A 14410-nucleotide genomic window follows, 5' to 3' on the forward strand; every position below is an offset into this window, starting at 1 on the left:
TTTCATATTTTTAAGCCACGGATTTTGTCCTTTCTGGAGCCGTACATGCAGTTACGACCACTTGTTTTGATCACCCTGTTCAGTTTTCTGGTCGCCTGCAGCAGCGAAGCCCCCAAGCCTGCCGCGCCGCAGCCAACCCCTGCACAAGAGAAAAAAGTCCCCGGCATTGAAGACCTCGGCCCCCTGCCCGCCTACCAGCGTGAAATCAGCGGCAACCTGACCAACGTGCCGGCCGGCGCCGAAGTCGAAATGGCGCTGCTGGTGATCGACGACCGCTCGCGTCCGCAACAACTGCTTGCCAGCAGCGTGTTGACCGGCAACGGCAAGCCCCTGGCCTTTCGCCTGCGCTTCAACCCCGAAGCGTTCCCGGCCGGTGCGCGGGTGGAATTGCGCGCTCGCGCCAGCCAGTCCGGCCAGTTGATCCTGCACCTGCCCGCCGTGCGCATCACCCAGGCGATTACCCAGACCACCGGCCCCCTGCAGCTCGTCAAGGCACCATGACGCCACCGCTGCACCTGCAACGCGCCCTGAGCGAGTTGATCGGCGACGCACAGCTGGTGCCCTGCACGCTGCCGGGCACCGAACTGTCGTTGTGGCTGCTCGACGCCGGCAACATGGACCGCGCCTTCAGCCAGGAAGAAACCCGGCGCATCCTGCATGAGCCGCCCTACTGGAGCTTCTGCTGGGCCAGCGGGCTGGCGCTGGCGCGCTATCTGGCCGCGCATCCCGAGTGGGTCGCGGGCAAGCGCGTGCTGGATTTCGGCGCCGGTTCCGGCGTAGCCGCGATTGCAGCGGTCAAAGCCGGGGCATTGGAGGTGGTGGCCTGCGACCTCGATCCGCTGGCGCTGGCCGCTTGCCGGGCGAATGCCGAACTCAACGGGGTGAAACTGAGTTATTCGGCGGACTTCTTCACCGAAGCCGATCGCTTCGACCTGATCCTGGTGGCCGACGTGCTTTACGACCGCGCCAACCTGCCGCTGCTGGACCAGTTCCTGACCCGTGGCCGCGAAGCCTTGGTGGCCGATTCGCGGGTGCGCGACTTCCAGCACGCAAGTTATCAGCGCCTGGACGTGCTGGACGCACTGACCCTGCCGGACCTGGCCGAGCCTTGGGAGTTTCGCAAGGTGAGCTTGTACCATTCGCGGCGCACTTGAGGCCTTCGCGGGCAAGCCCCCTCCCACATTTGACCGCGCTCGCTTTCAGCCAACCGCGCCAGCCCTTATAGTTGCCCCCATTCCCGCTTTATTCGAGACGCCTCATGAGTGAGCCCACGCCGTACATCTTCGACGTCACCACCGCCAACTTCGACCAAGCGGTGATTCAGAACTCTTTTGAAAAACCTGTGTTGGTGGATTTCTGGGCCGAGTGGTGCGCGCCTTGCAAGGCGTTGATGCCGATGCTGGCGCAGATCGCCGAGAGTTATCGCGGTGAATTGCTGCTGGCCAAGGTCGATTGTGAGGCCGAGCAGGACATCGTGGCGCGTTTTGGTATTCAGAGCCTGCCGACCGTGGTGCTGTTCAAGGACGGCCAGCCGGTGGATGGGTTTGCCGGGGCGCAGCCGGAGTCGGCGGTGCGGGCGATGCTCGAACCCCATGTGCAGATGCCGCCACCGGCTGCGGCGGATCCGCTGGAGCAGGCACAAGCATTGTTCGCCGAAGGCCGCATCAGCGATGCCGAAGCCGTGCTGGTGGCGCTGCTGGGCGAAGACAACACCAACGCCGCCGCGCTGATCCTGTACGCGCGCTGCCTGGCCGAGCGCGGCGAACTGGATGAAGCACAAACCGTGCTGGACGCCGTAAAAGGCGATGACCACAAAGCTGCCCTCGCCGGGGCCAAGGCGCAAATCACCTTCCTGCGCCAGGCGGCCGACCTGCCGGACGCCGCCGACCTGAAAAGCCGCCTGGCGCAGAACTCGCAGGATGACGAAGCGGCCTATCAGTTGAGCATTCACCAACTGGCGCGCCAGCAATACGACGCCGCGCTGGAAGGCCTGCTCAAGCTGTTTATCCGCAATCGCAGCTACAGCGAAGGCCTGCCGCACAAGACCTTGCTGCAGGTGTTCGAACTGCTGGGCAACGATCACCCGCTAGTCACGGCGTACCGCCGCAAATTGTTTGCTGCGTTGTATTAATCGCCAATCCAGCTGTACAGCGGCGTGTCTGCGCCGCTGGTCACCTTCACCTTGGCGCTATGGCGCAGGCGCACCAGCAGGCGTTTGCCCGCGGCGGCATCGCCGGCCAACCCTTCCAGTTGATCGAGCAGCTCCAGGCCGCTGAGCTGCCCGGCGTTGCGCAACAGATCCTGGGCGTTCTGCCATAGATCCTCACTTTGCCTGAGCGGTACCGCAGTCGACTCGGTAGGCACCGGGGCGGCCTGCAGTTGTGCGCCCAACCGCGCCCAATCGCCGTCGTCCAGCTCCAGGGTCAAGTCCACCGGCAGGTCGCCAACGGTTCCACGAATTCGCAACATCGTCCTTACTCCTGCATTTTTTCTGACGGGCATGCTCCCATGCAGCTTGCGCAACGCCAAGCAGGCGGTCAAACTCTCGACGCTAGTGTTATAAGATCACATAACAAAATTTTCATCTCTGGAGTCCTGTCATGCGCCGTCTGCTGCTCGCTTTGCCGTTTGCCCTGCTGCCACTGGCGGTCGCTCATGCTCACGAAGATCACGACCATGAGCACGCCAGCCTCGGTGCCCATGAACATGGCGTGGGCCGTCTCAATGCGGTGCTCGACGGCCAGTCCCTGGAGCTGGAACTGGACAGCCCGGCCATGAACCTGGTGGGTTTCGAACACGTCGCGACCAGTGCCGCCGACAAGGCCAAAGTCGCCGCTGCGCGCAAACAGCTGGAAAGCCCGCTGGTGCTGTTCAACCTGCCCAAGGCCGCCGGTTGCGTCGTCAGCTCCCAGGAACTCAACAGCCCGCTGTTCGGCGACAAACCAGAAGCCGATCACGATGACGACGATGGCGATGGCGATGACAATGACCACGCCACCGACGGCAAAGGCGTCGCCGCCCACGAACACCATCACGACCACAGTGAAATCCATGCCCACTACCAGTTCACCTGCGCCACGCCAGAGGCACTGAGCAACCTGGACCTGAGCCAAGTGTTCAAGACCTTTCCCGCCACCCAGAAGATTCAGGTACAACTGATCGGCCCGAGCGGCCAGCAAGGCGTTGACGCGACCGCCACTGCAGCCACCCTGAAGTTCTGAGTTCACATGACCCATGCATTGATCCAATTGTCCGACCTGGGTTTCAACTGGCCCGGTCACCCGCAGTTGCTGGACATCCCCGCGTTCCGCCTGGAGCCGGGAGAGACCCTGTTCCTCAAGGGCCCCAGCGGCAGTGGCAAAACCACCTTGCTCGGACTGCTCGGCGGTGTGCAGACGCCCAGCCGGGGCAGTATCCGCCTGCTTGGCCAGGAGCTGACCAAACTCTCGGCCGGCGCCCGCGACCGGTTCCGGGTGGACCACACCGGCTACATCTTCCAGCAGTTCAACCTGCTGCCGTTTTTGTCGGTGCGCGAGAACGTTGAGCTGCCGTGCCACTTCTCCAAACTGCGTGCGCAGCGAGCGATCCAGCGCCACGGCAGTGTCGACCAGGCCGCGGCGACCTTGCTGGCACACCTGGGCTTGAAAGACCCGGACCTGCTCGAGCGCCGCGCCGACTCGCTGTCCATCGGCCAGCAACAACGGGTGGCCGCCGCCCGTGCGCTGATCGGCCAACCGGAACTGGTGATCGCCGACGAACCCACCTCGGCCCTCGACTACGACGCGCGCGAGGCATTCATTCAGTTGCTGTTCGCCGAATGCCGCGACGCCGGGGCCAGCCTGTTGTTTGTCAGCCACGATCAAAGCCTGGCGCCGCTGTTCGACCGCAACCTGTCGCTGGCCGAACTCAATCGCGCCGCCGCGCCCGCAGAGGTTTGAGATGTATCTGTTTCGTCTAGCCATGGCCAGCCTGGCTAACCGCCGCTTTACCGCGATCCTCACCGCCTTCGCCATCGCGCTTTCCGTGTGCTTGTTGCTCGCGGTGGAACGCGTGCGCGTGGAAGCGCGCAACAGCTTCGCCAGCACCCTCAGTGGCACCGACCTGATCGTCGGTGCCCGCTCGGGCTCGGTGAACCTGCTGCTGTACTCGGTGTTCCGCATCGGCAACGCCACCAATAACATCCGCTGGGACAGCTACGAGCACTTCGCCGCCAGCCCCCAGGTGAAATGGGCGATCCCGATTTCCCTCGGCGACTCTCATCGCGGTTACCGGGTGATGGGCACCAACGAATCGTACTTCGAGCATTACCAGTACGGTCGCAAACAAAACCTTGAGCTGGCCAGCGGCCGCGCCTTTGCCACCGACCCATTCGAGGTGGTGCTCGGTGCCGAAGTCGCCGATGCCCTGCACTACAAGCTCGGCGACAAGCTGGTGCTGGCCCATGGCGTGGCGGTGGTCAGCCTGGTCAAGCACGATGACAAGCCGTTCACCGTGGTCGGCATCCTCAAGCGCACCGGCACGCCGGTGGACCGCACGCTGCATATCAGCCTCGGCGGCATGGAGGCGATCCACATCGACTGGCACAACGGCGTGCCGGCCCAGGGCAAAGGCCGTATCAGCGCCGATCAGGCGCGCAATATGGACCTCACCCCGCAAGCCATCACCGCCTTCATGCTCGGCTTGAACAACAAGATCTCCACTTTCGCTCTGCAACGGGAAATCAATGAATTCCGTGGCGAGCCGATGCTGGCGATTCTGCCGGGCGTGGCGCTGCAAGAGCTGTGGAGCATGATGGGCACGGCCGAAAAAGCCCTGTTCGTGATTTCGCTGTTCGTGGTGCTGACCGGCTTGATCGGCATGCTCACAGCGATCCTCACCAGCCTCAACGAACGCCGCCGCGAAATGGCGATCCTGCGCTCGGTGGGCGCGCGGCCGTGGCATATCGCAACGCTGCTGATCTTCGAGGCTTTCGCTCTGGCCCTGGCCGGCGTGGTGGCAGGTTTGGGTTTGTTGTACCTGTGCATTGCCGCATCGCGGGGTTATTTGCAGGCCAATTACGGCCTGGACCTGCCGATGGCGTGGCCGAGCGAATATGAATGGACGTTGCTCGCCGGTATCCTGGCGGCGGCGTTACTGATGGGCAGCGTGCCCGCATGGCGTGCCTATCGCCAGTCGTTGGCCGATGGTCTGTCGATTAGGCTGTAGAACAGCCGCTGCAAGCTTTTAGCCTCAAGCTGCAAGCGAATCGGCTTTTACTTGAAGCTTGCAGCTAGTAGCTACCCACTGAGGAGTCTTCATGCGTCGTGCCCTGTTTGCCCTGTTATTGCTGGTGGCCGTGCCTGCCTGGGCCGAGGAGCAGCCCAGGGATTTGTCGTGGCAGGAAATGATCCCACCGGATGCGCCACCGGAAGTGCCCAATATGAAACCGCTGCATGACCTCTCGAACATGGCCGATGCCTTGTCCGTCGAAGCCGCGCCGGCTGCCAGGCAGGACCTGCCCAACGCGCCGGTGGTGCAGAGCCTGGACGGCCAGCATATTCGCCTGCCGGGCTACATTGTGCCGCTGGAGGTGAGCGAAGAAGGCCGCACCACCGAGTTCCTGCTGGTGCCGTATTTCGGCGCGTGCATCCATGTTCCGCCGCCGCCGTCGAACCAGATCGTGCATGTGAAAAGCGAAGTCGGCGTGAAACTCGATGAGCTGTACCAGCCGTACTGGATCGAAGGTGCGATGCAGGTCAAGCCGTCGTCCAGTGAGTTGGCCGACGCCGGTTACCAGATGGATGCCGAGAAGATTTATATGTACGAACTGGAGGAATAACCCCTCCCTGCAAACACACCGCAGATCAAAATGTGGGAGGGGGCTTGCTCCCGATAGCAGAGTGCCAGTCAACAGAGTTATTGGCTGACCCACCGCCATCGGGAGCAAGCCCCCTCTCACAGTTTTTACCGCGTGGTTGCCCTTTCATTGAGCTGAGTCAACAGATCGAGCGGAACGATCTTTACCATTGGACGTACAACTTTTAACGTCCTTTTGGAGCTCCCATGAACAAGTCCCTGCTCGGCGCGTCCCTGTTCGCGCTCGCCCTCGTCGCCCCTGTCGCTCACGCTCACCAAGCGGGCGACATCCTGATTCGCGCCGGTGCAATCACCGTGAATCCGAAGGCCGACAGCAGCAGCGTCAAGGTTGACCAGGGCCCTTTGGCGGGTACCAACCTGGGCGGCAAGGCGACCATGAGCAGCGACACCCAACTGGGCTTGAACTTCGCCTACATGCTCACCGATCACGTCGGTATCGAACTGCTGGCCGCCACGCCGTTCGAGCATGACGTAAAAATCAAGAACACCGCCCTCGGCGCCGCCAACGGCAAGCTCGGCACGCTGAAACACCTGCCGCCGACCTTGAGCGTCGTGTACTACCCGCTGGACCACCAGTCGGCGTTCCAACCGTATGTGGGCGCCGGTATCAACTACACCTGGATCTACGACGAGCACGTCGGCAGCCGTGCCGAACAGGCCGGGTTCAGCAACTTCAAGGCCGAGAATTCCTGGGGCTGGGCCGCGCAGATCGGCGCCGACTACATGATCAACGACAAATGGATGATCAACGCGCAGGCGCGCTATATCGATATCAGCACCAAGGCGACGGTGGATAACAATGCGTTGGGCCAGGGCACCCGGGCCAAGGTCAACGTGGACGTCGACCCGATGGTTTACATGGTAGGTATCGGCTACAAGTTCTAAGCAACACGCATAACCAAAATGTGGGAGGGGGCTTGCCCCCGATGGCGGTGGATCAGTCAATGAATCTGTTGACTGACACTCTGCTATCGGGGGCAAGCCCCCTCCCACATTTGGTTTTGGGTTGTTTTCAGGTGTGGCGGTAGAAGCGGTCGAGCAGCGCCGGCAAGCCCGCCCGCCACGCCCGTGGCTTGATGCCAAAGGTGTGCAGGATTTTCTTGCAGGCCAGCACCGCGTGTTGCGGTTCTTCTGCCGCATCCGGCCGCGCCGCGTGGGCTTGGGCGGTCGGCGACTCGATGGCCAGCGGGTGGAAGTTGCGCGCTTCGGTGAGGATCGCCTGGCCCAGCGCCAGCGGTGTGGTCGCCTCGTGGCCGGCGTAGTGGTAGGTGCCCCACAGCGGCGCCGCGCAATCGAGTTGCTTGAGCACGGAAATGATCACCCGCGCCGCATCGTCCACCGGCGTCGGGTTGCCGCGACGGTCGTCCGCCATCAGTAATTCATCCGGCTGTTCGGCCCGGGCCAGGAAGCGCCCGAGGGTGCCGTCGACGCTGTCATCGAGCAGCCAGCCAAAGCGCAGCAGCACGTGTTGCGGGCAGGTGGCGCGTACGCTCTGCTCGATACGCCACAACGCCTGACCACGCAGGCCCAGGGGCACCGGCTCGTCTTTTTCGCTGTAGGCGGTGGCGCGGGAACCGTCGAACACGCGGTAGCTGGATGGTTGCAGCAGGGTAATGCTGTGGTGCTGGCACAACTCGGCGAGGCGTTCGATGGCGAATTCCTGGGAGGCCAGGCGGGTTTCGCTGACCGCTTCGGCCTGGAACCAGTCGAAATAGTAGGCGAGGTTGATCAACGCATCGGGACGGGTGTCGTCGAGCAACTGGGTGAGGCTTGCGGCATCCCAGCCGTCTTGGGGCGGTTTGGGGGCGAGGAAACCGATGTCTTCCTCTGCACCGAGGCGAATCAGCGCCTGCCCGAGGGCATTCCCGCCGCCCAGTAACATAAGGCGCATTCGCATAGATTGAGCAGGCCCGGTCTGTTTGGAACGATGGTTGTATCGGCAGGCGCGTGAGCCTTGCCGTAGGTTTATTCCAGAATCGTTGCATTTTGCGGGTTTGTAGCGCAACCGTCACGGACAAAGTAGGTGTTTGCAACTTGTTGGAGCAGGTGGCATCAATCACTACATGAACTTTCCCGAATCAACGGACAGGGCTTTGGACGGCTTCCACCCCGCCGTCAGTACCTGGTTCCGCAGTACCTTCCCCTCGGTGACGGGCGCGCAGGCCCAGGCGTGGCCGCTGATCCGGCAGCGCCGCTCGACGCTGATCGCCGCGCCGACCGGTTCGGGCAAGACCCTGACCGCCTTTCTCGCGGTGCTGGACGACCTGGTCCACCAGGGTCTGGCCAATGGCGGCCAATTGCCCGATGAAACCCTGGTGGTCTACGTTTCGCCCCTCAAGGCACTCTCCAACGATATCCAGATCAATCTGCAAAACCCACTGGCAGGCATCACCGAACACCTCGAGAAACAAGGCCTGCCGCCGTTGGTGATCCGCACCGCAGTGCGCACCGGCGACACCCCGCAAAAAGACCGCGCCCAGATGCGCAAGCGCGCGCCGCATATCCTGGTCACCACCCCGGAATCGCTCTACGTGCTGCTCGGTTCGGACTCGGGCAGGCAGATGCTCGCCAGCACGCGCACGGTGATCGTTGATGAAATCCATGCGATTGCCGCCGGCAAGCGTGGCAGTCACCTGGCGCTGAGCCTGGAGCGCCTGCAAGCGTTGTGCGCCGAGCCGCTGACGCGCATCGGCCTGTCGGCCACGCAAAAGCCCATCGAAGCGGTCTCGCGGTTTTTGGTCGGCACCGGGCGCGAATGCGCCATCGTCGACATCGGCCACGCCCGCCCGCGCGACCTGGATATCGAAGTGCCACCGGTGCCGCTCTCGGCAGTGATGGCTAATGATGTGTGGGAACTGGTCTATAACCGCCTCGCCGAACTGGCCCGTGAACACCGCACCACGCTGATATTCGTCAACACGCGACGCCTGGCCGAACGCCTGGCGCGGCACCTGAGCGAGCGCCTGGGCAAAACGGCCGTGGCCGCCCACCATGGCAGCCTGGCCAAGGAAATGCGCCTGGACGCCGAGCAACGTCTCAAGGCCGGTGAGCTGCAGGTGCTGATCGCCACCGCGTCCCTGGAACTGGGGATTGATATCGGCGATGTGGACCTGGTCTGCCAGATCGGCTCGCCCGGCTCCATCAACGGTTTTCTGCAACGGGTCGGTCGCTCCGGGCATCAGGTCGGCGGCACGCCCAAGGGCCGCCTGTTTGCCACTACCCGCGACGACCTGATCGAATGCGCCGCCCTGCTCGATTGCGTACGCCGTGGCGAACTCGACACCTTGCACATTCCCGTGGCGCCGTTGGACGTGCTGGCCCAGCAGATCATCGCCGAGGTCAGTGCCCGCGAATGGTCGCAAGCGCTCCTGCTGACGCTTATTCGCCGCGCCGCGCCCTATGCCGAGTTGGATGAGCGCCACTACCAGGCGCTGTTGCACATGCTTGCCGATGGCTACAACGGGCGCCAGGGTATCCGCAGCGCTTATCTGCACCGTGACGCCGTGACCCATACCCTGCGCGGCCGCCGTGGCGCCCGGCTCACGGCGGTGACCAGCGGCGGCACCATCCCCGACAACGCCGACTACAGCGTGCTGCTGGAGCCCCAGAGCCTGAACATCGGCAGCGTCAACGAAGACTTCGCGGTGGAAAGCATCGCGGGCGATATTTTCCAGTTGGGCAATACGTCGTACCGCATCCTGCGGGTAGAAGCCGGCAAGGTGCGGGTCGAGGACGCCCATGGCCAGCCACCGACCATTCCGTTCTGGCTGGGTGAAGCGCCAGGGCGCAGCAATGAGTTGTCGGCGGCGGTGGCCCGTTTGCAGGGGCAGCTGGATCAGCTGCTCGGCGCCAGCCCCGGCGACCTGCTCCCGGCGCAGGCCTGGCTCACTGGGACGCTGGGTTTGAACCGCGCCAGCGCCGAACAAATACTGGATTACCTGGCCCGCGCACGCCTGGCCCTCAGCGCGTTGCCATCCCAGGACACGTTGATCATGGAACGGTTTTTCGACGAGTCCGGCGGCACCCAGTTGATCATCCACACGCCCTTTGGCAGCCGCATCAACCGCGCCTGGGGCCTGGCCCTGCGCAAGCGTTTCTGCCGCACCTTCAACTTCGAGCTGCAAGCGGCGGCCAGCGAAAATGCGATTGTGCTGTCGCTGTCCACCAGCCACAGCTTCGCCCTTGATGAAGTGTGGCGTTACCTCAACAGCAATAGCGCTGAACACCTGCTGATCCAGGCGGTGCTGGATGCGCCGCTGTTCGGCGTGCGCTGGCGCTGGAACGCCGGCGTGGCGCTGGCGTTGCCGCGCTATACCGGCGGGCGCAAGGTGGCGCCGCAGATCCAGCGCATGAAAAGCGAAGACCTGATCGCCAGCGTGTTTCCCGACCAGATTGCCTGCCTGGAAAACCTCGCCGGCGAACGCGAAGTGCCCGACCATCCGCTGGTGGAACAAACCCTCGACGACTGCCTTCACGAAGCCATGGACAGCGAGGGCTGGCTGGCTTTGCTGCGGCGCATGGAAGCGGGCGACATTCGCATGGTCAGCCGCGACCTGCCCGCGCCCTCGCCGATGGCCGCCGAGATTCTCAGCGCGCGCCCCTACACCTTTCTCGATGACGCGCCCTTGGAAGAGCGTCGAACCCAGGCCGTGCTCAACCGCCGCTGGAGCGACCCGCAAAGTACCGACGACCTCGGCGCACTGGATGCCGAGGCCATCGCCGGCGTACGCGAAGAGGCTTGGCCGACGCCCCAGGGGCCGGATGAAATGCACGAAGCGCTGATGAGCCTGGCCTGCATTGCAAGCCAGGAAGTCACGCCGCAGTGGGCCGAGTGGCTGCAAGCATTGACCGAGGCCGGACGCGCTTACCCGCTGCCCAACGGCCTGTGGGTGGCCGTGGAACGCTTGAGCTGTTTGCAGGCGATTTACCCGCACACCCTGGCGCTGCTGCCCGGTTTCGATGAACCGTGGACATTCGATGAGGCGTTGGTGGAAGTGCTGCGCGCACGCCTGGGCGGTTTCGGCCCGTTGACGCTGCCCGAGATTGCCGCGCCGCTGGCGTTGCCTGCCGCCACCGTGGCCCAGGCATTGGCGCGGCTGGAGCAGGAAGGCTATGTGCTGCGCGGGTACTTCAGCCCCGGCGCCGTTGAGGAGCAATGGTGCGAACGGCACCTGCTGGCGCGTATTCATCGCTACACGGTCAAGCGCCTGCGCCGGGAAATCGAACCGGTGGCGCTGCAGGATTTCATGCGCTTTCTGTTCGACTGGCAGCACCTGTCCGACAGCACGCGCGGCCAAGGCAGCGCGGTGTTGCCGCAAATCGTCGGCCAGTTCGAAGGCTATGCCGCCGCCACCTCGGCGTGGGACAGCGACCTGCTCAGCGCGCGGATCAAGGACTACTCGTCAACCTGGCTCGACGACTTGTGCCGCAGCGGCAAGCTGGTGTGGACGCGCCTGAGCCACAAGGCCAGCGCCATGGCCTTGCGCAGCACGCCAATCGTGCTGTTGCCGCGCAGCCAGGTGCCGCTGTGGAGCGGGCTGACCGAACAGACGGACAGCACGACGCTGTCGCCCAAGGCGCAAAAAGTCCATTTGGCCCTGCGCGAACAGGGCGCGTTGTTTTTCGATGAGCTGGTGCATGAAGCCCATCTGCTGCGCAGCGAGCTGGAAACCGCGTTGCAGGAGTTGGTCGGCGCGGGCTTGGTCAATGCCGACAGCTTCGCCGGGCTGCGCGCCCTGACCACGCCCGCCAGTAAACGCCAGGCGCGCAGCAGCCGGCGGGGGCGCGGCGCCTTTATCGGCGGCATGGACGACGCCGGGCGCTGGGCCTTGATCCGCCGCGCGCCAGGCGAGCCCGGTGCGCATTCGGCCGAGACGCTGGAGCATGTGGCGATGACCCTGCTGCGCCGCTATGGCGTGGTGTTCTGGCGCGTGCTGGAGCGCGAGGCGGACTGGCTGCCGAGCTGGCGCGAATTGCTGCGCACTTTCCATCGGCTGGAGGCCCGAGGCGAAATTCGCGGCGGGCGGTTTGTCAGCGGGTTGGCGGGTGAGCAGTTTGCTTTGCCGGAGGCTATCCCGTTGCTGCGCGAAGTAAGGCGGCGCCCTCATGACGGCAGCTTGATTGCCGTGTGTGGGGCGGATCCGTTGAATCTGGTGGGTACGCTGTTGCCAGGCAGCAAGGTGCCGGCGGTAAGTGGCAATCGGATTGTGTATCGGGATGGGGTGCCGGCGGCGGTGATGGTGGGCGGTAAGCAGCAGATTTTGTCGGAGGTGGATCAGCAGGCGGTGCAGGAGAAGTTGGTCAGGCATTGAGTTTGAGGGCCTCATCGGGGGCAGCTCAGCCACACCATCATTGTGAGCGAGGCTGCTCGGTCAACATCACCGCCTCCGGCTCATCCACCTGTGCAGTGCGCTTGGGCAACAACACCTGCTGTGGATAAGTCTGCGCGAAATGCACCTCATCGCAGTTATCCACAAGCTTTTTCAGACGCTGGTTAAACGCCCGGCTCACCGCATATTGCCCACCCGACACGGTACGGAACTGCGCCGTCAGCACCACGCCGTTGAGGTCCATCTTGTCGACGCCAAACACCTCCAGCGGCCCTTGCAGGTTGTACTTGAGGAACACATCGTCGCGGATCGACTGCCCGGCCTCGCGGATCAGCTCCACGGCTTTGTCCACGTCGGTGTCGTAGGTGAACTGCACCGAGAAGAACGCATAAGCGAACTGCCGCGACTGGTTGGTGACGGCCTTGATCTGCCCGAACGGCACCGAATGCACGAAGCCCTTGCCGTCGCGCAGGCGCAGGGTGCGGATGGTCAGACCCTCGACGGTGCCGGCATGGCCGGAGTCGAGCACCACCCAGTCGCCGATCGACAGGGTGTCTTCGATGATGATGAACAGGCCGGTGATCACGTCCTGCACCAATTGCTGCGAACCGAAACCGATGGCCAGGCCGACCACACCAGCACCCGCCAGCAGCGGCGCGACGTTGATGCCCAGGTTGGCCATGGTGGTGATCGCACAAATCACCACGAGAATAATCTTCACCGCGTTACGCAGCAGCGGCAGGATGGTTTTCACGCGGGTGCTGGGCTGGCGGCTGGAGCGCTTGTTCACCGGGGGTTTGAGCGCTTCCTGAATCGCGGTATCGAGCACCACCCAGAACAGCCAGGTCATGAGCAGGATCAGGCCGATGCTGCTGAGGGAATCGCTGATCGCTCGGCCCACCGAGTTGCGCTGGGCAAACTCGAACAACGACACGCCCCAGATCCGCCCGAGGATTTCGATAAAGGCGATGGCCATGACGATGCGCAATATCGCGTGCAACAGGCTGAGAAAGCGCTCCTTGTAGGCGCTGCTGCGCTGGATCGCCACTTGGCTGCGCGACTTGAACAAGTGTTGCAGCACGGTGCTGAGGAACACGGTGCCGATCAGCAGGATCGTGGTGAACAAGGCACAGCGCAGGGCCTTTTGGTTGTCGTCGCCGGCACCGATCAGGTTGATCGCCGATACCAGCACCATCAGCAGAATCGGCCAATACCAAAGCCCGGAAAATACTCGCAATGACTGTTGCAACGCCGGGTGCTTGAGGCGCTGGGCCAGCGGCCGATTACGAATCAGATGCGCCACCGGACGCCGCAGGCGCACCACCAGCACGCCGAAGATCAGCGTGGCGAACAGGCCGGTAAACACTGCGATGCTGCTGGTGATATTGCCGCCGAACTGGCGGGCGATCTGCGGGCTGGTCAGTGCATCGCTGAGGGCAGCGAGGAAGCCGATCAGAAACAGTGGTTTGGGGCAGTAGTCGCGAATGATCTGCACCGCCGGGCGCTTGTGGCCGAGGTTGAACATGACAATGACGCACAGCAGCATCGAGGTGGAAAAGATGCCGCTACTGGTGGCATAGGCAAAACACAGCGCCAGCGCCCGGCCCACGGAGTTGACTAGAAAGTGGCTGACAGACAGCGTCAACGGCAGGCAGATAACCGCCGGGATGGTGTAAGGCACCACGTACCCCAGCACCGCCAGCAGGCGCGCCCGGCGCTGGAAAAACACCCGCTGGCTCAAGCGCCGGACGATCAGGCGCCCCAGCAGAGTCAACAGCGCAAAGGCGCCGATCCACACCGCCGAAAGCAACAGGAAATCCCCGGCCACGCTCCACGGCGAGCGCGCGGCCGTCTGGTTGACCAGCCGCCCTACTTCGTTGGCGGCGCGGTCGGCGCGCAGGCGCCATTCGTCGATGAAATTCTGGTTGAGGTCCAGCTTCTGCTGCACATCATCGATGCTGGAGCTGATGGCCCCCAGCAGGCCGCCTTCCACCAGCAATTCCGGCTTGGCCGGGGCTTCGGGCTCAGGCGCGGTGGCCGCGGCATACAGTGCGCCATTGCCGCAGAACAGCAGCGCGCCGAGCAGTAATGCAGTCTTGAAATTCAGCAAAACACCGGGCTCCTTCAGAGGGTCTGTTAGGAACTGACGGGTTTGAGCCGTGATCGTTCCCCTGATTCAACCACCTGCTTCCTACCTTCGGACGCTCGACCGTTTGTAGGAATGT

General features: G+C 63.5%; 12 protein-coding genes. 9 read left to right on the plus strand and 3 right to left on the minus strand.

Features of this window, described 5'->3' with window-relative positions:
• Window positions 1–45 precede the first annotated feature (45 nt).
• The 3 genes from C4J90_RS23475 to trxA all read left to right on the plus strand — a co-directional run bounded on the left by C4J90_RS23475 (window position 46) and on the right by trxA (window position 2131).
• Window positions 46–501, plus strand: coding sequence for a YbaY family lipoprotein (locus tag C4J90_RS23475; protein ID WP_124364591.1), 456 nt, complete (start codon window positions 46–48; stop codon window positions 499–501).
• Window positions 498–1154 (plus strand): methyltransferase, encoded by a 657-nt coding sequence (locus tag C4J90_RS23480; RefSeq protein WP_124420931.1) that lies wholly within the window; start codon window positions 498–500, stop codon window positions 1152–1154. Before C4J90_RS23475 ends, C4J90_RS23480 begins: the two co-directional genes overlap by 4 nt.
• Before the next feature lie 104 nt (window positions 1155–1258).
• A complete protein-coding gene (gene trxA / locus C4J90_RS23485; protein ID WP_124420932.1) occupies window positions 1259–2131 on the plus strand; it encodes a thioredoxin in 873 nt (290 codons plus the stop codon).
• Here trxA and C4J90_RS23490 read toward each other — a convergent pair.
• Complete coding sequence (locus C4J90_RS23490; protein ID WP_124420933.1) at window positions 2128–2469, minus strand: hypothetical protein; 342 nt, start codon at window positions 2467–2469, stop codon at window positions 2128–2130. The two genes, trxA and C4J90_RS23490, sit on opposite strands and share 4 nt — an antisense overlap.
• Window positions 2470–2600: 131 nt before the next feature.
• Between C4J90_RS23490 and C4J90_RS23495 the strand changes: the two genes are divergently transcribed.
• The 5 genes from C4J90_RS23495 (at window position 2601) to C4J90_RS23515 (ending at window position 6741) form a co-directional block, all read left to right on the plus strand.
• Entirely contained in the window at window positions 2601–3221 is a 621-nt protein-coding gene (locus tag C4J90_RS23495) for a DUF2796 domain-containing protein (RefSeq protein WP_124420934.1), read from the plus strand.
• 6 nt (window positions 3222–3227) lie between these two features.
• Window positions 3228–3938: an ABC transporter ATP-binding protein gene (locus C4J90_RS23500; protein WP_124420935.1), complete on the plus strand. Its 711-nt coding sequence runs from the start codon at window positions 3228–3230 to the stop codon at window positions 3936–3938.
• Between the two features lies 1 nt (window position 3939).
• Window positions 3940–5205 carry an ABC transporter permease gene (locus C4J90_RS23505; RefSeq protein ID WP_124420936.1) on the plus strand — a complete coding sequence of 422 codons (1266 nt, stop codon included), beginning with the start codon at window positions 3940–3942 and terminating at the stop codon, window positions 5203–5205.
• A 91-nt stretch (window positions 5206–5296) separates the two neighbouring features.
• Complete coding sequence (locus C4J90_RS23510; RefSeq protein WP_124364598.1) at window positions 5297–5818, plus strand: DUF3299 domain-containing protein; 522 nt, start codon at window positions 5297–5299, stop codon at window positions 5816–5818.
• A 224-nt stretch (window positions 5819–6042) separates the two neighbouring features.
• A complete protein-coding gene (locus tag C4J90_RS23515) occupies window positions 6043–6741 on the plus strand; it encodes an OmpW family protein (RefSeq protein WP_124368519.1) in 699 nt (232 codons plus the stop codon).
• A gap of 127 nt (window positions 6742–6868) precedes the next feature.
• On the opposite strand, the gene C4J90_RS23520 is transcribed toward C4J90_RS23515, so the two are convergent.
• Window positions 6869–7753, minus strand: a complete 885-nt coding sequence (locus tag C4J90_RS23520; protein WP_124364600.1) for a sugar nucleotide-binding protein — start codon at window positions 7751–7753, stop codon at window positions 6869–6871.
• A gap of 166 nt (window positions 7754–7919) precedes the next feature.
• Between C4J90_RS23520 and C4J90_RS23525 the strand changes: the two genes are divergently transcribed.
• Window positions 7920–12167, plus strand: a complete 4248-nt coding sequence (locus tag C4J90_RS23525) for a DEAD/DEAH box helicase (RefSeq protein ID WP_124420937.1) — start codon at window positions 7920–7922, stop codon at window positions 12165–12167.
• Window positions 12168–12204: 37 nt separating this feature from the next.
• Here C4J90_RS23525 and C4J90_RS23530 read toward each other — a convergent pair whose 3' ends face one another.
• Entirely contained in the window at window positions 12205–14295 is a 2091-nt protein-coding gene (locus tag C4J90_RS23530; protein WP_124415704.1) for a mechanosensitive ion channel family protein, read from the minus strand.
• Window positions 14296–14410: the final 115 nt, after the last annotated feature.

This window comes from Pseudomonas sp. R2-60-08W, assembly GCF_003852335.1.
Classification (GTDB): domain Bacteria; phylum Pseudomonadota; class Gammaproteobacteria; order Pseudomonadales; family Pseudomonadaceae; genus Aquipseudomonas.